This window comes from Thioalkalivibrio sp. ALE10 (assembly GCF_000381385.1).
In the GTDB taxonomy this organism is placed as follows: domain Bacteria; phylum Pseudomonadota; class Gammaproteobacteria; order Ectothiorhodospirales; family Ectothiorhodospiraceae; genus Thioalkalivibrio.
In genome coordinates this window covers 19,317-41,854 of record NZ_KB906459.1, presented here as the reverse complement: position 1 = coordinate 41,854, position 22,538 = coordinate 19,317, and the positions used below count along the sequence as shown (strand labels likewise).

The window sequence follows — 22,538 nt, the reverse complement described above, 5'->3', positions numbered from 1 at the left end:
TCCTCCGCGTAGCGCTCCATGAACGTCTGCAACTCGGCCTCCACCGCTTGCTTGATCAGATCCCGCGCCCCGCGGCGCAGCAGATCGGTCAACGGGTCCTCTGGTCCGTTCGGGATGTCTGTCGTATCGTGAGCCATGGTGGCGTATCTCCTTTGGCTGGCTGGTTGCTCGCACTTCCATTCCAGCCGGATACGCCGCCTTTCTCAATCCCCCCGTACACCACTTTCGACAGTAACTCCCTGCACCGCGCGGCCGGTTACACCGTCGATTCCGAGATCCAGCAGGGCCTCCACGTCGTCCGCGTGGTCGCAGCCTTCGGCGATGACCAGGATGCCGATGGAATGGGCCAGGGTGCAGAGTCCGCGGATCAGGGCCTGTGTTTCGGTGGAGCGCTGGACACCCTGGACCAGGGACGCCTGCAGCTTGACGAAGTGCAGTCCGAAGGTGGTGAGGTCGTGCGAGCGGAAGGCCTCGGGTCCGGCGTGTTCCAGGCCGACAAAAAAGCCTGCCACACGGGCGATACGGCACAGGTCGCGCAGTTCGGCAGGGTGGGCCAGTGCGCCTCGTGCCGGGAATTCGAGCCACAGGCGGCCGGCGATCTCCGGTTCCGTTGTCAGGCGAGCTTCCAGCCGCTGCCGGAAAGCGGTGTCCCGCAGGCTGTCCACCGAGAGGTTGATCGCGAGGCAGTCACCGGTGCGGCCGAGTTGTTCGAGTGCGGCATCGAGCACGGCATCGTCCAGCTTCCGGATCAGATCCAGGCGCACGGCCCAGGGCATGAAGTAGCCGGCCGGGCGTGACTCGCCATCCAGCACCAGGCGCATCGGCGCCTCGTGGTGCATCAGTTCGTGGTCCGCATCGATCACCGGGAACCGCGCCAGCTGTACACCATGGCTGCCCAGGGCCTGGGTGATGGCGCTACGCCATTCGTTCTGACTGGCGTGGGGCAGAACGGCATGCGGCTCTTCGGCGACAGAGTCTCCGGGCTCCAGTTCGGCGCGGGCCAGCGCCTGGTCCACTCGGCTCAGAACCTCGCCCGTTGTGTCATCGGGGTGGAAGGGGGTTCCGGCCAGGTGCAGGGTCAGGGCCTGCGGGGTTTCCGGGGCAGTGAGGTCGGCGCGAATCGCGGTCAGCAGGGATTCGGCGAAGCGCTCGCTGTCATCAATGCCGTCACCAAAGACTGCGATGTCGGAGCCCTTCAGGCGTCCGGCAGCACCATGGCTGCTCACGCTCGCCTGCTGCTCGGCAACGCCTGCGATGCGGGCCAGAAGCTGGTCGAGCGCAGCGTGCCCGATCGTCTGGTTGAGTTCGGCTAGGTCGGAGATGCGCAGCACCACAAAGCTGCCGCCGGAGCCGCCGTGGCGGTTGTCGAGCGTGGCCTGAAAGCGAGCCAGAAAGGCATCGCGGTTCAGGAGTCCGGTGACATCATCGTGCTGCAGGTGGTTCTTGAGCCGCTCCAGGCGGGTGGACTCTTCCTGCAGCATCATGCGTACGTGATCGGTCAGCTGGTTCATGGCGCGCACCAGGGCGCGGAATTCCCAGGTGCGCGGTTCGGGGGTCGTGATGAACCGCCTTTTACCGACCGCTTCCGCCTGTTCCACAACCTGGTTCAGCGGCCGGATCAGCCGCCCCAGCAGGAAGGACCCCAGGAGCCCGATGATCAGCAAGCCGCCGGCAAACATCGCGGTGAGGCGGAGCGTGCCCTCCCACAGGGCCTCGTAGGCGTAGTTGGTCTGGCTTTCGATGATCAGGGTACCGAAGGAGCTCCAGCCATCGGATACATGGGCGACCCCGGGGCGCACGTTGAAGCCCAGGCGCTCCACGAACCAGGTGGGTACGCCCTGGGGCGGATCCGGGTTGCGGCGCTCAAGTATCAGTTCACCGGTCGGGTCCACCAGCCGGATGTGCTGATAGTGGCCGGTATCGAACTGCGAGGCGATCTGCAGCTCCACGGTGGTCTCGTCCTTGGGCAGCTGCGAGAGCGACAGTGCCAGAGAAGCGGCGTTGTCGACGTTCTTGGTCAGCAGCTGCTGTGCCAGATAGTTACGGGCCGACAAGGTGCTCACGACGATACTGACCACAAGCGCCAGCAGCATGATGATGGCGACGGCGATCCAGAGTTGTTTTCTCAGCGTCATGGCGGCGCCCTCATTCCGGGGTCGGGTGAATGGGTTGGTCGAGATCAAGGCCGTAATCGTCCAGCTGCTCGAGGATGCGGCGCCAGCGTGACAGCCGCGCCGTGGGGTCGGCGGCGGACTGTGCCTGCCCGTCCGGCCAGAGCCCCTCGCTGTTGAACGAGAAGATCGGGGTCAGGTCGTCCCGTTGGGACGCGCGTTCAATGCGGGTGACGAGGTTATCCAGTACCATGGGCTCCTCGCGCGGATCGGTGAAATACCCCAGAACCATGTGCGCCTGGCTGAGATTGCTTCCGGGGCCGCCCAGCCGCGCCCGCACGTAGAAAAGCCGCAGGCGTTCATCGGGAATGCCCAGTTTGCGCAGGCTGACGTATTTGGCGATGGAGAAGTCCTCGCAGTCTCCCGCACCCTTGTCGAGGGCCTCCAGCGGGGTGGCCCAGAAATCCTCCTGCCCCCAGGTGACCTGATCGTCCTGATAGCGCAGCTGGCGGTTGAAAAACGCGTTGACCTGGGTGATCTGGGTCTGTTCGTCTTCGTCGGCGAGGTCTTCCAGGAGCTCCCGCCAACGCCGTACGCGTTGCGCTGTTTCGGGCCCGTAGCGTTCGGCCGCAACCTGCTCCAGCTGTGCCAGGCTGCCGAGTCCCGCATGGCTGGAGCCCAGCAGCCACACCCCGGCCGCGAGCACGAGCACCAGGCTTACGCGTCGTATCAAGCGGAACGGATTCCTGGGCCAGGTTGCGGGCACGCAGGCGGCCCTCCGGAGGCGGTGAAGAGTTCCTACACCCTGAATAATGGGCCACGCCTGTATGAAAAGCCAGAAACCAGAACATGAAGTGATGGCTCGTGCCAAGGTATTCGGCGCTTCTCGTGTTTTCCCCTTGTTATGTGACTTCCACCAAAAATCATTGCGCGCGTCTGCGCGCGGGTATATCTTGATCTGTTTTGAGTCAAAAATCTGCGTTTGCCTACGTCCGGCGGTGCTGGGGCGGGGTGGCAATGCGAACATTCGAGCAAGATTGATGGGGGTAGGAATGGCGGATGTAACAAGGTCGATCACTGCAAAAGGCGGGCTGCTGGCCTTGGCGGCGGCTGTCGCGATGGTCGCAGGGGGAACGGCTCAGGCCGAGGCTCCAGAACCGCTGCGCGACGCCGCGATGGAAGCGGTGCTTTCCAACCCCGATGTGCAGTCGCGGTGGCATGCCTTTCGTGCCTCCGGTGAGGAGCAGACCGGCGCCCGCGGGCGCTTCATGCCCGAGATCGATCTGAACGCCCGTACCGGGTATCAGCGTCAGCGCTCCAGCGACGACGCCTTCGATTCATTTTCGCGGAATCCGCGCGGCGTCGACATTACGCTGACGCAGATGCTGTACGACGGCTTCGAGACCGCGAGCGAAGTCAGCCGCCTGGGCGAGATTCAGCGGGTGCGGTACTTCGAACTGCGCGAGACCACCGAGGAGATCGCGCTGGAGGCCGTACGGGCCTTCGCCGATGTCCAGCGCCAGCGCGCCCTGGTGGACCTGGCGCAGGAAAACTACGACGCGCACAAGGAGGTGTACGACCAGATCGTGGAGCAGACCGAGCGTGGTGTGGGCCGAGGCGTTGATCTCGAGCAGGCCTCGGGTCGCCTGGCCCTGGCCGAGTCCAACCTGCTGACCGAGCGTCAGAACCTGCATGACGTGAATGCGCGCTACTACCGGATTGTGGGGCAGATGCCCGCGGGCGACCGCGTCGATCTGGTCGGCAGCTTCTCCGACGAGCCGATTCCCGGCACCGTCCAGGAGGCGCTGACCACGGCGATCACCACCAACCCGGCCATGTTTGCCTCGCTGCGCAACATGGAGGCGGCACAGGAACAGCGCAACGTCGCGCGCTCGGCCTTCCACCCGCGCCTGGACCTGCGCCTGCGTCACGCCTACGAAAACGACGTGTTCGAACGCGAGGACATCCGGGTCCACGACACCTCGGCGCAGGTCGTGATGACCTGGAACCTGTTTCGCGGTGGTACCGATCAGGCGCGGGTGCGCCAGTTCACCGAGGAGTTCAACGAGGCGCGCGACCAGCAGGAGTCGGTATGCCGCAATGTACGTCAGACTGTCTCGGTTGCGTACAACGATATGCGTTCCCTGGATAGCCAGCTGCGCTTCCTGCTCCAGCATCGCGACTCGTCGGACCGCGTGCGTACCGCGTATCGCCAGCAGTTCGGCATTGGTCAGCGCAGCCTGCTGGACCTGCTGGACACGGAGAACGAGTACTTCGAGGCGAGCCGGGCCTTCATCAATGCCCAGCACGATATGGAGATCGCCAGGGCACGGGCACTGAACGGCATGGGCCGGTTGCTGGAGTATCTGGATATCTCGCGTGGCGACATGCCGAGCGTGGCGGATCTTGGTCTGGTGGACGACGCGGCCCGGGTCGATCCGGACTCTGTATGTCCGGCAGATGCCCCCGAGATGAGCGAAGTGCGTCACGAGAGTATCTTCCGCTAAGGAAACACTGATCAATGGCCTCGCAGCCGGCTCCATGTCCCGGCAACGCACTTTTGGAAGGACATTGGGGCCACGGCGGCCGGTTTTACTCCCTGTAACCGCCGTTTTAGGCGGTTACAGGGGCGATTTCCGGTCCTGCGGACACACTACCCCTGCGGCAGTAGTCCCCATCGTCGCGCACGGTACAGGTTCGCCAGGGCGAACAGGCTGTGGAGCTGTGCGGTGTTCTTCTTGGGGCCGCGGTAGCGCACCTTGCGATACCCGAAGAGGTTCTTCACCACATGGAGCGGATGCTCCACGATCGAACGCAACTGGGCCTTGTGCCGTTCATCGGTGCGGACCTGGTCGCGCTCCGCGCCTTCCGGCAGCGCGCGCACCGTGCCACGCTTTCGCGCGATGTGCGTCTCCGGGCGATGCCCGTTCAGGCGTTTCTCCGCCCCGATGTAGCCGGCGTCGCCATGCAGGCTGGCTTCCTCGCCGTGGAGCAGTTCCGGCACCTGCGACACGTCCGAGACGTTTGCCGCCGTGCCCTTCCCGTGTGGACGAGACCGGTGACGACATCCGCCCCGATATGCGCCTTCATCCCGAAGTACCACTGGTTGCCCTTCTTCGCCTGGTGCATCTCCGGGTCGCGGGCCTTCTCCCGATTCTTGGTGGAGGGCGGGGCCGCAATCAGGGTGGCGTCCACCACCGTGCCCTCGCGCAGCAGCAGGCCCCGCTGCTGGAGGTGGACGTTGATCCGGTCGAAGATCACCTGGGTCAGGTTGTGCTGCTCCAGCAGCCGGCGGAACTGCAGCAGGGTCGTAGCATCCGGGGCGTCTTCGCGGCTCAGGTCGATCCCGACAAAGCTCCGGATCGCCTGACTGTCGTAGACCGCATCCTCGACCCCTTCATCCGACAGGTTGAAGCACTGCTGCGCCACGTACATCCGCAGCATGCGCTCCAGTCCGATCGGCGGACGGCCGCGCTTCCCCTTCGGGTAGTGCGGCTCGATCGCCTCCACCAGCGCCGCCCAGGGCGTGATCGCGTCGATCTCCCCCAGAAACCGGTCGCGCCGCGTCTGCTTGCGCTTGGCGGAGTACTCGAGATCGGAAAAACTGCGCTGCGACATCGACCATCACCTCGGGCAGAAAACCTGCTGCCATTATCCCAAACCCACTCGCCGGGCGGGAGCAGCGGCGGATTAAATCAGCGTCTCCCTAGGTGTCAGGTCCCGGCTGGTTGTATATCCGTTTACGAAACACATCGGGGTGCTCCTGTTGCCAGGCCTTGAGTGTCTCCACCGGCGTTCGATGCCCCAGCGCCTTTTGCCCGATCTGATGGTCGTACAGGCACTGGTAATCCCGGAGGGTGTCGTTCAGATGCGCTTCCGAGTCGAAGCGCCGGGTGCGCAGCAGGTCGGCGCTGCGTCCGTTGACGCGTTCGACCATTCAGGCACCCACGGCCCGGATTTTGCGGATCTCGCGTGCCGAGGTCGATGACGAGACGGCGGCTGCAATGAGCTGCCCGGGCATCTCCTGCCTGTCGATGGAGTCGCCGGCCGATCAGGCCCCGTGATTCTGGGAGGCGGATCCGGAAGCCGAGATCACGTTGATGCCGCCCTACGACCCGATGGGGCCGGATGGCACGCACAACCCGGCCATCGTACTGGACTAGTTGCAGGTTCAGCACGGTTTTCTCGGAGAGCAGCAGACCGGTGGTGTGAGGTGCTCCTGTCCGGAACCGCGTGAAGCGGACACCTGTGGTGCGAGACAGTACTGGCCCTGGTCTCTTGTCCGGCTCAGCTTTTGCGGCTGCCGTAGGTGACGACGGACTCGATGCGTTCGGCGCGTTCGGGGTCGAGGACATCGGTCCGGGCGAGGGTAGCGGCGTCGGCGTTGATGACGTCGCGCACGCTGCCGAGGCTGCGCAGCAGGTCGCGGGCGTCGTCCGCGGCGACCCCGGGCAGGCCGCTGAGGATGAATTCGGCGACCTTGCGCCGATTGTCCGACTCGGCCTCACGGTCGACGGGATCCGGCTCGATCTGTGCGTTCAGGCCGGTCAGGTAGATGAGCATGCCGCTGTTGTCGGCATCGGGGCTGGGCAGCACGCTGATGCCGAGGGCGATGGTCAGGTGGGCCAGGGCGCGGTGGATGTCCAGCGCCTGCTGGTAGAAGCGGGGCTCGTACAGATCCCCTTCGACGATGTAGATCACCTGCCGGTAGTTGGCCTTCAGCTTCGCGGCGTTCTCCCACAGGCTCTTGTCGACCACGCTCAGGACCATGTCGGCCGCGGATTTGCGTTCGATCACGACGCCGTTGGGCAAGACGTAATCGCCAACATCCAGGTCGGTGAATTCCAGTTCCACGCCCTCCAGCTCTTCGATGCGCTGGATGATCTTGCCCTTTTCGCGCTTGTCGACGCGGATCGGCAGATGAAGATTTTCCATTGGGGACTCCGATTGTGTGACCCGCACGCAGTCTAGGCGGAGCGCAGGGGGTAACTCGCAATCCCTCATGCAGTCTCGGATACCGGCCGGGTCCTTGTATTCAGGAAATCAGTCGGCCCCGGCGGCACGGAGCTGCTGGTAGACCTCGTCCGATTCGCTGATGTGGAAGTTGTCGTCCAGAAAGTCGTAGGCAGTCTGCCCTTCCTTGTTGGTCAGGCCGGGGTCGGCGCCGAGCGCCAGCAGGGCCTCGACCATGGACGGAATGTTGTGGGCCGCGGCGTCCATGAGGGGAGTGGAGCCGTTTTTGTCCCGCGTATTGATGTCTGCGCCGTGCTCGACCAGGGTCTCGACCATGGCCGGGTCGTCGCGCAGCGCGGCCTGCACCAGGGACGTCCAGCCGTGTACGTTGCGCACCTCGATGTCCGCGCCGTGGTCGATGAGAATGGTGGCCACTGCCGGCTCGTGTTGTGCGGCGGCGACCATCAGGGCAGTCCAGCCTTCTTCGTCCCGCGCATCGACTTCGGCGCCGTGTTCGATCAGGGTCTCGATCATGGCCGGTTCGTTGTTCCCGGCGGCGACCATGAGGGCGGTGCTCGCAAAATCGTCCTGCGCGTTGACGTCGGCACCCAGTTCGATGAGGGTCTCGGCCATCGCCGGTGTCTGGTGTTTCGCGGCGTCCATGAGCACCGTCCAGCCAAAGTCATCCCGCCCTTCGACGTCGGCGCCCTGGTCGATCAGAAACTCGGCCATAGCCGGTTCGTTGTCTGCGAGTGCGAACATCAGGGGCGTGACGCCGTTATCGTCCCTTGCATTGACGTCGGCCCCCGCCTCGAGCGCAGCCGTGGCCTCTTCGGGAGTGCCTTGCGTCGCGGCCTCGAAAAGCCGCTCCGTTGGATCGGCGGCAGAGGCGGTTTGCAGGGACAGGGCCAGGAGGGCGCCCAGGGTGATGGTCGGCAGCAGGGGGCGTTGGGTACGGGACATCCTTCTCTCCTTTGAATGACGCGGTTCCGGGACACCCGGGCAACTGTCGCGCCCCCCGGGTTTGGCGGAAATACGGTGAGATCGATCATGCCACATCCGGCGGCGCATCGCCGCTGAGCGCATCCCGCAGGGCTTGGCTCTTCCACACCTGGTTGCTGGAAAGGCTGAACGCCCTGACCCGTGGACGTGATGCAGAAGCATTTCTGGCGCACTACCGCAACAAATACCACGGAGGACCGGACCAGCCGCCGATCCGGATGGCCGTGGGAGACGATGGCTCGCTGGTTCTCGACCAGACCCGAGCGCTGCAGAATGTGATTGACGGTTACACCTGCGTCCGAGAAGGCGACGTCGCGGTGGCGAAGATCACTCCGTGCTTCGAGGACGGCAAAGCCGACATCATGCGCGGTCTCACCAATGGGCTCGGGCCTGGCACGACAGAACTGACCGTGCTTCGGCTACGAGGCCCGGTTACCACGAGCACCTAGCGATGATCGAGGAGCAGCGGCGGCTGATCGAGCCGAAGCAGTCCGCCTGTCTTTCAACCTGCAGCGACCTTACGAGTTTTCCTCGTCGTCCAGCGATGCGCCGCCCTGTTCGAGAAAGCGGCGTACTTGCTCTTGCCGGCGGAAGGCGCCCTGGCCCGATCTGCGCGTTCGCGTGAGGGGGATGGATTCCCCGGATTTCAGATAGATGACCGGCCTGTGGGCGGGTTTGCTATGGCCGGAACGCTGTGACCTCGACCACGTCGTCTCCACGGCCACCCGGCTGATGTCCTGCAAGGGGATATCGCGGATCTTGCCGGGACTCCCCGGCTGCCACCAGCGCCGTTCGGCGACCTGTAGCTGGTCAACCCCGGGCGGCAGCCACAGGGCCACGACATTGCGCTGGAACAGCAGCAGGTAGAGACCCAGTACGCTCATCGCCAGGGGCATCCACAGGCCGAACGTGACCTGGTGGCTCATGTGAAAGTCTCCCTCCTGACGGACATCGTCGAGGCCGGTGTTGACCTCGTCCACGATGGATTGAACGCCCGATCGGCCGCTCCGGCTGTAGCCCAGTATATCCACCGAGCCGTCGTCCAGTTGCAGGTTGGCGGAGTAGGTGCGGTCGCCGTCGCTGTTCCGACTCTCGCCCAGTGTGGCCTGCTGGATCTCTTCCAGGGGGTAGCGGCCCTCGGTGGATTCATGGATGCCGAACGGGGCCGATCGGGTGAGTTCGCAGTAGCGCTCCTCCGCCCCGCAGGCGAGATGCGTGCTGCGGCCGAACGTGGTCAGGAAGATCACGCTCATCACGAGCACGAAGAGCCCCATGAGCGGGGTGCCCCAGTTCTTGAATACCAGTTGGTTACCCACGGTTTCGCTTCTCCTTGTGGCTGGCCTGAATATGTGCGTCGGGGCGTGGCGTGAACCGCACCATCGACCGACCAATGAAACCGGATGTCAGCCGGGCCGAGACACCTCCGTTTGGAGGGGGCGACATTGCCTGACGGCCTTTGATGATCTCACTCGAAATCCGGAACCCTCGGGGGTTCGTTCAGGCGCTCGGTCGGATTTGCCTCCGGTAGCAACACAGTCGTGCGTCATCTTCCGCGGCGGCTGACGGTGCTTGAGATTCGGAGGAGGCTGCGGTAGAAAGACCCTGTAATGGAAGAGGTTGTGTGATATGGATATCGGGGAGGAGCGTCGATGAACATCAATATCCACATGTTGATCGGCGGCGTGTTAGTGCTGCTGGTAGTGCTGTGGGTGTGGCAACGGCGCCGTCTGCTCCGGCGTGCCGAGGCCGAGCAGGCCGAATGGCAGGCACAAAGCCGCCAGGTAGACGCGATTCAGGAGGCCATGAAGGAACGGGACGACGTCGCCAACCGGCTGGCGGAGCTGGAGCGATCCGGCGGCGACGAGGACGCCCTCGAGTCCTTGCGCGTCGAGCTGGAGGCCATCGACGTCCGGTTGACGGAGCAACTGGAAGCGATGACCGGCCGTAGCGAAGGCGCTGCAGCTGGAAAGCCTCGCGGCTGACTACCGCGCCCGTGCGAGGCCTGCGTCGATGCTGGCTGGGAGGTATGCGGGGACGACGGAAGCCTGTCGGCCCGGGTTCGAGATGCCCCCGACTTGCAATGAGAAGGCGCGCAGCCAGGGGTTCCTGCAACCTTTCCTGCGCGTTGTCCGTCAGCCGGATGAACCCCGTGCCGAACGACGCTCCTGGATGGGGCCTGGATCCGCGAACCCGCGCGGGCAAAGCCTGGCGCCGGAGGAACGCAAAAATGTGCGCTATTTCCAGAAACGGTGCTTAACGTCTCTGGAAGGTCGGTACAACCCTGATTTTGGTGTGGACGGCTGGTTCCGCATAGTGATACAAAAAGTGGTGTTTCCCGGTCAGGATGATCGGGCGCTCAAAACGCCTTTCGGTTTGCTCCTTGCAGGGGGGCGAAGCGACGAGAGCGATTTGCCCCCACCGGCGCTGGGGCGACCAACAATCATGGACGAAAAGGACCCCCGCAATGCGCGGTAGCCACCGCATTTCCCACTTCGACGTCTCCCTCTTGTCAGCTCGTCAAGCGTCACGAGTGTTCTGCACCTTTGTGGGTGCCGGAGCGTTTGTCGTGTCTGACCGAGACTTCATCTGGTCACAAGGAGTGAATCATGTCCAAAGAAGGAACGGTTGCGCCCAGGGAGCGCATCAACATTCGTTATGTCCCGGCCACTGGAGACCAGCAGGCGGAGACCGAGCTTCCGCTGAAGCTCCTGGTCGTCGGTGATTTCAAGGGTGGCACCGAGGATACCCCGGTCGAGGAACGCTCCACCGTCTCGGTCGACAAGAACAACTTCCAGTCCGTGCTCGCCGAAGCGGGCCTCGGGTTGGAGGCCTCGGTGCCCAACCGTCTCCAGGACGGCGATGAGGACAGCGATCTTCCGGTGAGTCTCTCCTTCAAGGCGCTGGACGACTTTTCCCCGGACAAGGTCGCCCAGCAGGTCCCCGAGCTGCGAAAGCTGGTGGAGCTGCGCGAGGCACTGGTTGCCCTCAAGGGGCCGCTGGGCAATGTGCCGGCGTTTCGCGAACGCCTGCAGGAGCTTCTGGAGAGCGAAGAGGCGCGAAACCAGCTGCTGGAAGAACTCGAACAGGACACCCCCTCCACGGATGAAACCGAGTAATCGGGGCTTGCAACGGAAGCGAGGTAACAAGCAATGAATGAAGTGGTAGAGGAACAGTCCCGCGACGGCGTGGCCACCGGGTCCCTGCTGGATCAGGTGATGGCGCAAACCCGCATGGCGCCGGCGGACGAAGGCTATGATGTCGCGCGCAAGGGAGTTGCTGCCTTCATCAGCGAACTGCTGCGGGATGACGAAGAAACGCCTCAGGTCAACAAGGCGGTCGTGGATCGCATGATCGTCGAACTGGACCGGAAGATCAGCGCGCAGGTGGACGAAGTCCTGCATCTTCCCCGGTTTCAGAAGCTCGAATCGGCATGGCGCGGGCTCAAGCTTCTCGTGGACCGCACCGATTTTCGCGAGAACATCCGCCTGAGTCTGCTGCATGCCACCAAGGAAGAACTCCTCGACGACTTCGAGTTCTCTCCCGAGCTTGCCCAGAGCGGGCTGTATCAGCATGTGTATGCATCCGGCTACGGCCAGTTCGGTGGTGACCCGGTCGCCGGGGTCATTGGGGTTTACGAGTTCAACCCCAGCACGCCCGACATCAAGCTGCTGCAGTACACCGCTGCGGTGGGCGCAGTGGCGCATGCACCGTTCATTTCGTCGGTCGCACCAGAATTCTTTGGTGTGGAGAGCTTCCAGGAGCTCCCCCATATCAAGGACTTGTCCGCAGTCTTCGAAGGCCCGCAGTATGCGCGCTGGCGCAGTCTTCGCGAGAGCGAGGATGCCCGGTACCTGGGGCTGACCGCGCCCCGTTTCCTGCTGCGGATGCCCTACGATCCGGTCGAGAACCCGATCAAGACCTTCAGCTACCGCGAGACGGTGAGCCAAAGCCATGAGCATTATCTCTGGGGGAATACGGCCTATCTCCTGGCCGAACGCCTGACCGACAGCTTCGCCAAATACCGCTGGTGCCCCAACATCATTGGCCCGCAAAGTGGCGGAGCGGTCGAGAACCTTCCCGTCCACACCTTTGAGGCCATGGGCCAGCTGCAGGCGAAGATCCCCACCGAGGTGCTGATTACGGACCGTCGGGAGTACGAGCTCGCGGAAGAGGGTTTCATCGCTCTGACGATGCGCAAGGACAGCGACAACGCGGCTTTTTTCTCCGCCAACTCGGTGCAGAAGCCGAAACGCTTCCCGAATACCCCGGAGGGTCAGGCGGCCGAGACCAATTTCAAGCTGGGCACCCAGCTCCCGTACATGTTCATCATCAATCGCCTTGCGCACTACATCAAGGTGCTGCAACGCGAGCAGATTGGTGCCTGGAAGGAGCGGCAGGATCTTGAGCGGGAGCTCAACGACTGGATCCGACAGTATGTGGCGGACCAGGAAAATCCGCCCGCCGATGTGCGAAGCCGCCGTCCCCTTCGGGCTGCCGCGATCGATGTTTCCGATGTGGAGGGAGACCCGGGCTGGTATCAGGTATCCCTGGCGGTTCGGCCACACTTCAAGTACATGGGCGCGAACTTCGAACTCTCGCTTGTCGGTCGTCTGGACAAGGAGTAAGGGCCGATGACCGAGGTGTCTCAGACCATCAATGGGCCCCGGTTGTTCGAGCGTCTGGCCGCACCGGGTTACCCGGTCCCTTCGGGTGGCGGCGACCAGGCGCTTGTCGACTCGATCAAGCGGCATTTGACCGATCTGCTCAATAGCTGCCCGGGCCACAGTCCGTGCGTGCCGGAACTCGGACTGATGGATTTCAACGATGCCACGGGCGCCGCGCTGGACCTCAAGCTTGGTGTGCGGCAGGCCGTTCAGGCGTGCATCGAGCGGTTTGAACCGCGCATCACCGATGTGAACGTGGAGGTCCAGGACAACGGCAGCCAGTCGACACGGCTTCAGTTTCGGGTGCGTGCCCGGCTGGCGTCGGACGGCCGGCGTGACGAAACCACCCTGGACCTGTTGCTGGCCGATCGCCGGTACTGGCTCGTCGAATGACGGCGTTGGCCGGGTTTGAGTGATGCTGAACCGTTACTACAGGGACGAGCTGAACTTCCTGCGGGAGCAGGGCCGCGAGTTCGCCGAGGCCTACCCTCAGCTGAGCCGTTTCCTTTCCGAGCGTGGAACGGATCCGGACGTGGAGCGCTTGCTCGAGGGCTTTGCCTTTCTGACCGGGCGCATGCGCGAGAAGGTCGAGGACGAGTTTCCGGAACTCACTCACTCGCTGATCAACACCTTGTGGCCGAACTACCTGCGGCCGGTGCCCAGCATGACGATCGTGCGGTTCACTCCGGTGTGGCAGGCATTGACCGGGGCCTACCGCATCCCGCGGGGCACCATGCTGTCCAGTGTTCCGGTGGAGGGTACCGAGTGCCGGTTCCGAACCAGCCATGACGTCACCCTGAACCCGTTGGAGGTGGTGGAGGTGGAAGACCTCCACTCGGGCAATTCCTCGGAGCTGACCCTCCACCTGCGTGTGCATGGAGACCAGCCGCTGGATGCGGTCGCTCCCGAGTCCATGCGGTTCTACCTTGGTGGCGACGAATATTCGGCGCGGATGCTCTACCTCTGGCTCCAGCATTACCTGGAAGACCTGCACCTGTGGATCGATGGCGAGCAACACAGATTGTCCGTTGACGCCATTGGGCCGGTGGGGTTCGAACGGGATCAGGCCGTCTTGCCGTATCCGAGGAACAGTTTCGAGGGTTACCGGATTCTGCAGGAGTATCTGTGCCTTCCGGACGCGTTCCGGTTTGTCGCAGTGAAAGGTGTGAGCTCCAGTTGCCCGAGCCGGGCGGCAGAGGAGGTGAGGTTGGTGTTCCGATTCTCGCGAAGCCTTCCGTCCGATGTGCGTCCGGGGGTCGACAACTTTCAGCTGCACTGTACGCCGGCCGTGAACCTGTTCGAGATGGATGCGGACCCGGTCGATCTGACCGGTCAGCGGAGCGAGTACAGGATAACGCCCAGCAGTCGAAACCCGGGGCATTACGAAGTGTTCAGCGTCGACGAGGTGGAGGGCTGGCTGACCGAGGCGGACGGGCGCTTTCGTGGAAAGCCCAGGCGTTATTTCCCCTTCGAAAGTTTCCAGCATCAGCTGGAGCGGGATCGCGGCGGGGAATCGTTGTTCTATCGGGTGCGCACGCGCGAGAGCATGCGAAATGATGGCTTCGACCACGACATCTCCTTTGTGCGCGGCGACGAGGTCCAGCGACTGGGAGACCGGGAAACCGTCTCGTTGCGGCTCACCTGTACCAACCGGCGCCTCCCTGAGGCACTGACGGTCGGGGACGTGACGACATACGCCGACGACTCGCCGGCCATGGCCACGGTAAGCAACATCACGGCACCCACGCCGCGGCTGCAGCCACGCCTGGATGACGGCCTGCTCTGGACGCTGCTGTCGAACCTGGCCCTCAACTATCTCTCGTTGCTGAGCACGGATGCTCTCCGCTCGGTATTGCGGGCCTACGATTTCCGGTCGTTTGCAGACCGTCAGGCGGAGCGAGTCTCGCAAAATCGGCTGGCCGGGATTCGTTCGATTCGGACGGAAGCGGCGGACCGACTGTTCCAGGGGTTGCCGGTTCGGGGTTTGCGTTCGGTTGTGGAACTGGATGAAGACGCCTTTGGGGATGAAGGGAGCCTTTATCAGTTTGGCTCGGTTCTGGCCAGGTTTCTGGGGTTGTACGCGAGCATCAACTCGTTTCACGAGTTGCAGGTCATTAATCGGAAAAGCGAGCAGAGCTACACATGGAAGTGGCAGCCCGGACAACAACCGCTGATGTAGTGCCCGAGGCCCTTCGGGACCGCGCGCATCACTACGACTTCTTCCAGTTGGTGGAACTGTTGTTTCGCGTGCGCGGGGAGAACCCCGACCCGAAGGTGGACACGCGGCCTGTCGTCCGTGGCCTTCGGTTCTGTGTTTCGCCCTCGTTGGGATTTCCCGGAAGTGATGTCGTTCGTCTGGGGCATTGCGATCGGCGCGGCTATTCGCTGGAAGTGGGGTTCATGGGGTTGCATGGCGCGCAGTCACCCCTGCCCGGTTACTACCTGGAACAGGTAGCGCAGGCGCGCGCTCACGACGAGGGGGCTGCGGCGGACCTTCTGGATTTTTTCCATCACCGCCTGCTGACACTTTTCCATTTCTCGTGGCGAAAGTACCGCCATCACATCCGCTACGAGGACGGTGCAGGTGACGGATTCTCGGCGGTGCTGTTTGCGCTGACCGGCCTCGCGGACGAGGGCATGCGCGGCGAGACGCCGATCAACTGGAGCAAGATGCTGGCGTATGCCGGCCTGGTGGCGGGGCGCTCCCGGGCTCCGGAAGTCGTGGGGGGAATCCTTGCGCATTACTTCGACCTCGAGCAGGTGACGGTGCTTCCCTGGTGTGCCCGATCGGTGCAGATATCGCCCGATCAACGTAGTCGTTGTGGTGTCGCCGGTATGCGGCTGAACCAGGATTTCACCATCGGAGAGCGGGTGCGCGACATCAACGGCAAGTTTGTGATCCGCATTGCCGGACTGAGTCGCACACGAATGAGCGATTTTCTCCCCAGTGGCAGGGAGTTCCGCGTATTGCAGTCGCTGGTGGATTTCCTCCTGCGTGAACCGCTCGCGTATGACCTGGAGCTGGAACTGCAGCCAGAGGAGGTCGATGGCATGCGGCTTTCCTGCCCGAAAACGAGTCAATTGGGATGGACCAGTTTTCTCTCTCCACGAACGGAAGCGATGCGCCAGAGGCGGCGTGTCCGTATACAGACAAGGGAGTGATGTGGTGGCGGAACGACCGACGGAACTGACCATGGTAGTAACCAATCCGGCGGTGCTCGATGGTCAGTGCAGCAGTAGCCATGTCTTCGGTACGGATGGCGGTTGCATTGGCAGCGATGAGGGTGGCTGTGATTGGTGGCTGCCCGACACGGCGGGGCGAGTCAGCGGAGTACATGCCTTTGTCGGATACGAGGACGGCAGTTTCATCCTGCAGGCGGAAGGCGGCGATACCTATATCAACAATGGAAGGCAGCCGCTGGGGCGAGATCAGAAGGTCTCGCTGTCCGAGGGGGACACCCTGGTGATCGGCGATTACCACGTTCGTGTTCATGCCGGAAGCGGGAACGAGTATGTCGGGATCTCCGCTTTGGCCGGGGCGCTGACCGGAGGTCCCGAGGCGGTCATGACGGCGGATGGCGGGCCGTTGATGGCCGAGAAGGCGGATGACGCAGGCGACCCGTTGGTCGCGTTGGGTGGTCAGTCCGATGCGGGCCGGCATGCGGATGATCCGATCAAGGCATTGGAGGGGGCTATGGAGGGCAACGAAAAGAGTGGTTCGGTCAACGGAGAGTGGACGGGGCCGGACGGCGGCCGCGACCTTCGGTCCAGGGAGGAGTGTGCCATGATGAATCCGGCGCAACCCCGGTCCACGGAAGCACGCGAAGACGAACTGAAGGCGCTGGAGCAATCGGTGGGGGCCCACCTGGAGGAACGATGGTCGGGGCCGGAAACGGCGACCGCGACCGCGGGCGCCGCCGGTGGCGCGAGTATCCAGCCCTTGCTCGGAGCGTTGGGTGTGAACCTGGAATTCCGTGACGCGGATGAGCAAAGAGAGTTTCTGGCGCTCGTCGGCGAGACCGTGAAGGCGACGGTGACCGGCTTGTGCGAACTCCACCGTACTCGGCACGAGTCCAGGTACCCGCTGCGCGACCGCCGTCTGCAGCCGATTGAAGATAATCCGTTGCGTTTGGGCCAGGACTATGACGAAACGGTCCGGACGATGTTTTCTTCCGATCGGAGTCCGGTGCATCTCGCGCCGGCGGCGGCGGTGTCAGAGTCGCTGGAGCTCATGAGCCGGCATCAGCAGGCAATGGAAACCGCAATCAGTGCCGGGCTGCAGACGCTGCTGTCGGCGTTCGAGCCGGACACCCTGCAGCGTCGGTTCGCGGCATATCGAACCGGAGACGACGCAGAGGCCCGTGGCGACGGTTGGTCATGGCGCATGTACCGCCACTATTTCGCGGAGTTGAATTCCGATCGGCAACAGGGCTTTGCAAAGCTGTTCTGGGAGGTGTTCGAACAGGCGTATGACCAGTCGGTGCGGAGTCGGCAAGGGGAGACGAAATGATCTCCTGCCGGGGGTGTCGGTTGCTGGTGTGGGTGATTTTTGCAGTTTTTGTAAGCGGATGTGCAACGCCATTGGAAACGGCAGGAAAGCTGGGGCAGGTGATCTGGGACCCGTCCGTTCCGGTAGGCCATCCGGAAGACCAGCCTTCTGCGGTACGCCTGAGCCTGGTGGCCGACGAGGACGTCAATCCCAACAGCGAAGGCGAAGGTACACCGCTGATGTTTCGCGTGATGCAACTGAAGGATGACTCAATGCTCATGGCCGCAAGCTATGAGGAGCTCGAGGAAGAGCTCGAAGACGCGCTCGGGACCAATTATCTGGACCACGACGACTTCACCCTGTTGCCAGGCCAGTTCAAGAGTTTTTTTCTGGATGAACTGGACTCGGATGCCCGCTACATCGGTTTGGTGGCGTATTACGCGATGCCGGATGAAGCGCAGTGGAAAAAGGCCCTGCGCGTTGAACCGCGAGGCCTCGACTACAACCTTCTCGTGCATTTGCGCAGGCACGAAGCCGACCTTAAGGACGAGGACTGATGGTGTGTCGAAATCGAGTAGTCTGGCGTGAAGGCGACTTCATCAAGCCGCAGCATTTCCAGCAACAGCAACGCAGCCTTGAAGGGGTGGTCAATCTCCGGCTCGAGGCGGCTTGCGCCTATGACCACGGGTTCGTGGAGCTGTCGCTCAACCAGGAGTTTCTCGGGTTCGGCCGGGTGGCGCTGACCCGGGCACGTGGCGTGTTGCCGGACGGGACAACCTTCGACATTCCCGGGGATGACCTGGAGCCGGAGCCGCTGGAGGTCACGGAGGCGAGTGCTGCCAACCAGCATGTCTATCTTGCGCTTCCGCTTGCGCGCGACAGCGTGGCCGAGGTGGCGGACACCGATCAGCCGGAATACGAAGGTCGGTTTCGGCGGGAGCCGCGCGAAATCCGCGACCTGCACTCCCGCGGGGGCGATGCCACGGAACTGTCCGTGGCAAGGGTGGCCCCAAGGCTGCTGTTGGAGCGCGATGATCGCAGTGGTTATGCCTGCCTGGCGCTGGCCCGGATCCTCGAGCTCCGTCCGGATGGCGGGCTGGTTCTGGATCCCCATTTTGTCCCGACGGCGCTGAGTACCCGGGTGGCCCCGAGCCTGCAGCGCTTTCTCGGCGAGATGGCCGGCCTGATGCAGGAGCGAGCCAGGAACGTCGCGCAGCGTCTCGCAGCTCCCGAGCAGGCGGGTGTTGCCGATGTCTCGGATTTCATGCTTCTGCAGCTGCTCAACCGTCTTCAGCCCCGGTTCCTGCACCTGGCCCGGCATCGCCGTCTGCATCCGGAAACGCTGTATGCCTGCATGCTGGAGGCCTGCGGCGAACTGGCGACCTTCACGGACGAGTCGCGTCTTCCGCGGACCTATCCACCCTACGACCATGACCACCCGGACGACTCGTTGCGGGCGCTCATGCAGGGACTGCGCCTGGCCTTGTCGACCGTGCTGGAAGCCCGGGCCGTGTCGATTCCGCTGGAGCATCGCCGCTATGGCCTGATGGTTGCGCCCTTGAGCGACCCGGGGCTGCTGGAGGAGGCGGAGTTCATTGTTGCCGTGCACGCCGATATGCCGGTGGAGGAACTGCGTCGCCTGTTCGTGCAGCAGACCAAGGTGGCCAGCATTGAACGCATCACGGACCTGGTGAGCCTGCAGTTGCCGGGCGTGCCGCTGGTTCCGTTGCCCGTGGCGCCACGGCAGCTTCCATACCACGCAAGCCACATCTACTTCCAGCTCGACCGGCGTAGTGAGGCATGGTCGACGTTGTCCGGCGGTAGCGGCTTTGCATTTCACGTCGGCGGGAAATTCCCGGGGCTGGATATCCAGTTCTGGGCGATCAGGAGCTAGCGATGACGGCTATCGCGGAAAGTCTGAAGGATCAGGGAAGGGTGTCCGGCGAGAGAGACCCCGGAGCCACGGTGAAGCCGGGCATGCTGGATGGCGACGAGGCATTGGTGTTCCGCCTGCGCGGATACAGCCTCAATCCACTGGTCGATGCGGCCAGCCCTCTTTTTGGACTGGTAATCCGGGTTCGGCAGCTGGAGTGGCTGGGAGACAGCGAAGCCCTGTATCGCCAGGTGGTGGAGGAGATCCGCTCCATCGACATCGAGCTCACGGAGCAGGGCTACGACAGACCAACCGTGCTGGCGTATCGCTATGTCCTGTGTTCGTTCGTCGACGAGGCGGTGATGAGCACCTCATGGGGCGGGCAGAGCGACTGGGCGGAACATTCGCTGCTGGCCCGTTTTCATGACGAGACCTGGGGAGGGGAGAAGGTCTTTTCCATCCTCGCACGGCTTCAACAGGAACCGCAGCGGTACGAAGGACTGCTGACTTTCATTTATGTATGTCTTTGTTTGGGCTTCGAGGGGCGTTATCGCATTCAGCCTGAAAGACACGACGAGTATCAACGTATCGTCAAGGCGCTGGGGGATCAGCTGTCGTCCCTGCACGAAACCAGTGAAGAAGCACTGACGGATCCGGAACGGCATGTGACGCGAAGTCGCTGGAACTCGCGCGGTGAGTTTCCCGTGTGGATGATCGTTGGACTTTTTGCTGTGGTGTCTGTGGGCCTTTATCTGGCGATGTCCTGGTCCCTCGGTCAGCAGGCGAGTGAAGTCAGCGCCCTCGTGGCGCAATGGTTCGAACAAAAAGGGAATTGACATGCTCAAGGTAGAGCTCGGCGCACTTCTCAAGCGTCTGCATCCGGTCGCACGGCAGGGCCTGGAGGCCGCGGCCGGTTTGTGTATTGAACAGCGCGCACCGGAGGTGAGTGCTGCGCATGTGCTGGCAGCGTTCCTCGATCAGCCCTTGTGCGACGTCCGCTGCCTGCTGGGCGATGCCCTCGGGGAGGTTTCGGAGCTGCGCGGCCGGTTGCTGGCCGCAGCGGCGCCCATGCGTCCGGAAGAGGAGGGCACACCGGCTTTTTCGCCGACGCTGGTCGCCCTTCTGCAGGATGCCTGGCTGATGGCCAGCACGGAGCTGGAGCATAGTCAACTGCGCAGCGGCGCCATCCTGCTCGCCTTGCTGCAGTACCCGGACGGCTACCTCGATCACGACAACGCGTATCGGATGGCGGCCGTCGATCGCCATGCACTGTTGCGCGATTTCGACCGGCTTGTCGCCGGGTCCGCGGAGCAGCCCCGGAAGGAGGGCGCCGAAGCGGTTGCCGCCAGCGGGGATGACAGTGCGCTGGGGCGTTTTACCCATTCCCTGACCGAACAGGCCCGCGAAGGTGAACTGGATCCGGTGCTCTGTCGGAATCTCGAAATCGACCAGATGATCGACATCCTGGTCCGACGCCGGAAGAACAACCCCGTGGTGGTCGGTGATGCGGGCGTGGGCAAGAGCGCGCTCGTTGAAGGACTCGCCCTTCGCATTGTCGAGGGCAAGGTGCCCGCGTCACTGCAGGAAGTGGATTTGCGGATGCTGGATCTCGGGGCCCTGCAGGCCGGCGCCGCGATGAAGGGCGAGTTCGAGAAACGCCTGAAGGCAGTGATACGGGAAGCGGCGGAGGCACGGTGCCCGGTGCTGCTGTTCATCGACGAGGCGCACACCCTGATCGGGGCCGGGAACCCGGAGGGTTCGGGAGATGCTGCCAATCTGCTGAAGCCGGCCCTGGCCCGCGGGGAGCTGCGGACGATCGCCGCTACCACCTGGCGCGAATACAAGAAATACATCGAGAAGGATCCGGCGCTGGCGCGCCGCTTCCAGCCCGTCAGCGTGGCCGAGCCGACTCCGGAGCAGGCGCTGGTGATCCTTCGCGGGTTGCGGGATGTATACGAAGAGAGCCATGGCGTTGTCATCGGCGAAAGTGCCCTCCGGGCGGCGGCGGAGTTGTCGGCACGTTACCTCGCCGGGCGACAGCTGCCCGACAAGGCGATCGAGGTGCTGGACACCGCTTGTGCAAGAGTGGCCCGGGCGTTGCAGTCGCCTCCGCGGGGACTGGTTCACCTGGATAGCGAGGTTCTCGCGATGGAGCGGGAGATGGACCAGGTGCAGCGGGAGCGACTGCTGGGGCGTGCGGATGCGGGGGATCGCGAGGCGGAACTGTCGCGGGATCTTGCGGAGCTCCGGGCCAGGCGCACCGAACTCGATGCGGCATGGCAGGAACAGCGTGAAAAGGTTCGGGCGATCCTGGACCTGCACTCCCCGCTGCTGAGCGAAGCGGCGGGGCAGGACGGCGAGCGCGATGCGGCGGCCGCCAGGCTTGCGCAATTCGAACGCGAGCTCGAGGCGCTGCAGACGCGCCATGCCCTGGTCAGCGCGACGGTCGAGGCGCCCCGGGTTGCAGAAGTGATCGAGGACTGGACAGGCGTTCCGGTGGATCGCATGAGCGACGACGAGCTCGGCCGTCTGACGCGGCTTCCCGCTCTGCTTGGCGAACATATCAAGGGACAGGACGCAGCCATCGAACAGCTTCACCGGCACCTGTTGACCGCGCGCGCGGATTTGCGCCGGCCGGGGCGTCCACTGGGGGCGTTCCTGCTGGTGGGGCCGAGCGGTGTCGGGAAGACCGAGACGGTCCATCAGGTCGCCGAGCAGCTTTACGGGGGGCGACAGTTCCTGACCACCATCAACCTGTCGGAGTATCAGGAGAAGCACAGTGTTGCGCGGCTGATCGGTTCGCCGCCGGGCTATGTCGGTTTCGGCGAAGGCGGGCTGCTTACCGAGGCCCTCCGCCAGCGTCCGTACTCCGTGGTACTGCTGGACGAGGCCGAGAAGGCACACCCCGACGTCCTGAACCTTTTCTATCAGGCATTCGACAAGGGGGAACTCAGTGACGGTGAAGGTCGCTGTATCGACTGTCGCAACGTTCTGTTTTTCCTTGCTTCCAACCTTGGGTATGAACAGATTGTGCGGCATCACGCGGAACCGGAGGCCCTGGAGCAGGCGCTTTATCCGGAGCTCGCCGCGTTCTTCAAGCCCGCCTTGCTGGCCCGGATGGAGATCGTTCCTTACCGGCCGTTGTCCGACAGCACCCTCGAGGAGATCGTGACCGCGAAACTCGATGGCCTGGTGACGCGTATCCGGCGGCAGCATGCGGGTGCCGAAATCGAGGTGGCGCCGGCGTTGCCGCAGGCCATCTGCCGGCGGGCGCGGCGAAGCGAGAACGGTGCCCGCATGCTCGAATCCGTCATCGAAGGCGAGCTGTTGCCGCCGGTGTCGTTGAAGCTGCTGGAGCATCTGGCCCGCAAGGAAACGATCCAGCGCATGGAACTCGGAATTGACCCGGAGAGCGGTGAATTCCGCGCTGATATCGCCTGACCACA

General features: G+C 63.5%; 19 protein-coding genes and 2 pseudogenes. 13 read left to right on the top strand and 8 right to left on the bottom strand.

All coding sequences use genetic code 11. The features are described 5' to 3' along the window. From F788_RS13970 to F788_RS0112645, 3 genes and pseudogenes are all read right to left on the bottom strand, one after another. Positions 1–137, bottom strand: a pseudogene (locus tag F788_RS13970) (IS256 family transposase); the annotation flags it as partial. 66 nt (positions 138–203) lie between these two features. Next, positions 204–2,135 carry a LapD/MoxY N-terminal periplasmic domain-containing protein gene (locus tag F788_RS0112650; protein ID WP_019590397.1) on the bottom strand — a complete coding sequence of 644 codons (1,932 nt, stop codon included), beginning with the start codon at positions 2,133–2,135 and terminating at the stop codon, positions 204–206. 10 nt (positions 2,136–2,145) lie between these two features. Continuing rightward, a complete protein-coding gene (locus F788_RS0112645) occupies positions 2,146–2,823 on the bottom strand; it encodes a transglutaminase-like cysteine peptidase (RefSeq protein ID WP_019590396.1) in 678 nt (225 codons plus the stop codon). A gap of 406 nt (positions 2,824–3,229) precedes the next feature. Here F788_RS0112645 and F788_RS0112640 point away from each other — a divergent pair, with 406 nt between their 5' ends. Beyond that, positions 3,230–4,618, top strand: coding sequence for a TolC family outer membrane protein (locus F788_RS0112640; protein ID WP_038037750.1), 1,389 nt, complete (start codon positions 3,230–3,232; stop codon positions 4,616–4,618). Between the two features lie 146 nt (positions 4,619–4,764). On the opposite strand, the gene F788_RS13465 is transcribed toward F788_RS0112640, so the two are convergent. The 4 genes and pseudogenes from F788_RS13465 to F788_RS13460 all read right to left on the bottom strand — a co-directional run bounded on the left by F788_RS13465 (position 4,765) and on the right by F788_RS13460 (position 8,027). Then, positions 4,765–5,729, bottom strand: a protein-coding gene (locus F788_RS13465; RefSeq protein ID WP_155984441.1) for an IS5 family transposase whose coding sequence is annotated in 2 segments (ribosomal slippage) — positions 4,765–5,153 and positions 5,153–5,729 — 966 coding nt in all. Because the reading frame shifts where the segments join, the coding sequence is not laid out codon by codon here. 88 nt (positions 5,730–5,817) lie between these two features. Continuing rightward, positions 5,818–6,048 (bottom strand): annotated as a pseudogene (locus F788_RS0112630) (IS481 family transposase); the annotation flags it as partial. 350 nt (positions 6,049–6,398) lie between these two features. After that, entirely contained in the window at positions 6,399–7,046 is a 648-nt protein-coding gene (locus tag F788_RS0112625) for an ERCC4 domain-containing protein (RefSeq protein WP_019590392.1), read from the bottom strand. Between the two features lie 108 nt (positions 7,047–7,154). After that, positions 7,155–8,027, bottom strand: coding sequence for an ankyrin repeat domain-containing protein (locus F788_RS13460; RefSeq protein ID WP_019590391.1), 873 nt, complete (start codon positions 8,025–8,027; stop codon positions 7,155–7,157). A gap of 11 nt (positions 8,028–8,038) precedes the next feature. Here F788_RS13460 and F788_RS14180 point away from each other — a divergent pair, with 11 nt between their 5' ends. After that, a complete protein-coding gene (locus tag F788_RS14180) occupies positions 8,039–8,515 on the top strand; it encodes a hypothetical protein (protein ID WP_231372060.1) in 477 nt (158 codons plus the stop codon). A 69-nt stretch (positions 8,516–8,584) separates the two neighbouring features. On the opposite strand, the gene F788_RS0112605 is transcribed toward F788_RS14180, so the two are convergent. After that, entirely contained in the window at positions 8,585–9,382 is a 798-nt protein-coding gene (locus F788_RS0112605) for a hypothetical protein (protein WP_019590389.1), read from the bottom strand. Between the two features lie 333 nt (positions 9,383–9,715). Here F788_RS0112605 and F788_RS0112600 point away from each other — a divergent pair, with 333 nt between their 5' ends. The 11 genes from F788_RS0112600 to tssH all read left to right on the top strand — a co-directional run bounded on the left by F788_RS0112600 (position 9,716) and on the right by tssH (position 22,533). Then, positions 9,716–10,048, top strand: a complete 333-nt coding sequence (locus tag F788_RS0112600; protein ID WP_019590388.1) for a hypothetical protein — start codon at positions 9,716–9,718, stop codon at positions 10,046–10,048. A 624-nt stretch (positions 10,049–10,672) separates the two neighbouring features. Beyond that, positions 10,673–11,182, top strand: coding sequence for a type VI secretion system contractile sheath small subunit (gene tssB, locus F788_RS0112595; RefSeq protein WP_018870953.1), 510 nt, complete (start codon positions 10,673–10,675; stop codon positions 11,180–11,182). Positions 11,183–11,215: 33 nt separating this feature from the next. After that, on the top strand, positions 11,216–12,691 hold the full coding sequence (tssC, locus tag F788_RS0112590) for a type VI secretion system contractile sheath large subunit (RefSeq protein WP_018870954.1): 1,476 nt from the start codon (positions 11,216–11,218) through the stop codon (positions 12,689–12,691). 6 nt (positions 12,692–12,697) lie between these two features. Beyond that, on the top strand, positions 12,698–13,123 hold the full coding sequence (tssE, locus tag F788_RS0112585) for a type VI secretion system baseplate subunit TssE (RefSeq protein WP_019590387.1): 426 nt from the start codon (positions 12,698–12,700) through the stop codon (positions 13,121–13,123). Positions 13,124–13,145: 22 nt separating this feature from the next. Continuing rightward, positions 13,146–14,909: a type VI secretion system baseplate subunit TssF gene (tssF, locus tag F788_RS0112580; protein WP_018870956.1), complete on the top strand. Its 1,764-nt coding sequence runs from the start codon at positions 13,146–13,148 to the stop codon at positions 14,907–14,909. Beyond that, positions 14,873–15,892 carry a type VI secretion system baseplate subunit TssG gene (gene tssG / locus F788_RS0112575; RefSeq protein ID WP_026332788.1) on the top strand — a complete coding sequence of 340 codons (1,020 nt, stop codon included), beginning with the start codon at positions 14,873–14,875 and terminating at the stop codon, positions 15,890–15,892. Before tssF ends, tssG begins: the two co-directional genes overlap by 37 nt. A gap of 4 nt (positions 15,893–15,896) precedes the next feature. After that, on the top strand, positions 15,897–17,240 hold the full coding sequence (gene tagH, locus F788_RS0112570) for a type VI secretion system-associated FHA domain protein TagH (protein WP_231372059.1): 1,344 nt from the start codon (positions 15,897–15,899) through the stop codon (positions 17,238–17,240). Beyond that, positions 17,237–17,776, top strand: a complete 540-nt coding sequence (gene tssJ / locus F788_RS0112565) for a type VI secretion system lipoprotein TssJ (RefSeq protein ID WP_081617437.1) — start codon at positions 17,237–17,239, stop codon at positions 17,774–17,776. The genes tagH and tssJ overlap by 4 nt, the downstream gene beginning before the upstream one ends. After that, entirely contained in the window at positions 17,776–19,113 is a 1,338-nt protein-coding gene (tssK, locus tag F788_RS0112560) for a type VI secretion system baseplate subunit TssK (protein WP_018870960.1), read from the top strand. The genes tssJ and tssK overlap by 1 nt, the downstream gene beginning before the upstream one ends. 2 nt (positions 19,114–19,115) lie before the next feature. Then, positions 19,116–19,928 carry a type IVB secretion system protein IcmH/DotU gene (icmH, locus tag F788_RS0112555; RefSeq protein WP_231364983.1) on the top strand — a complete coding sequence of 271 codons (813 nt, stop codon included), beginning with the start codon at positions 19,116–19,118 and terminating at the stop codon, positions 19,926–19,928. After that, positions 19,810–22,533 carry a type VI secretion system ATPase TssH gene (gene tssH / locus F788_RS0112550; RefSeq protein ID WP_231372058.1) on the top strand — a complete coding sequence of 908 codons (2,724 nt, stop codon included), beginning with the start codon at positions 19,810–19,812 and terminating at the stop codon, positions 22,531–22,533. The genes icmH and tssH overlap by 119 nt, the downstream gene beginning before the upstream one ends. Positions 22,534–22,538 lie beyond the last annotated feature (5 nt).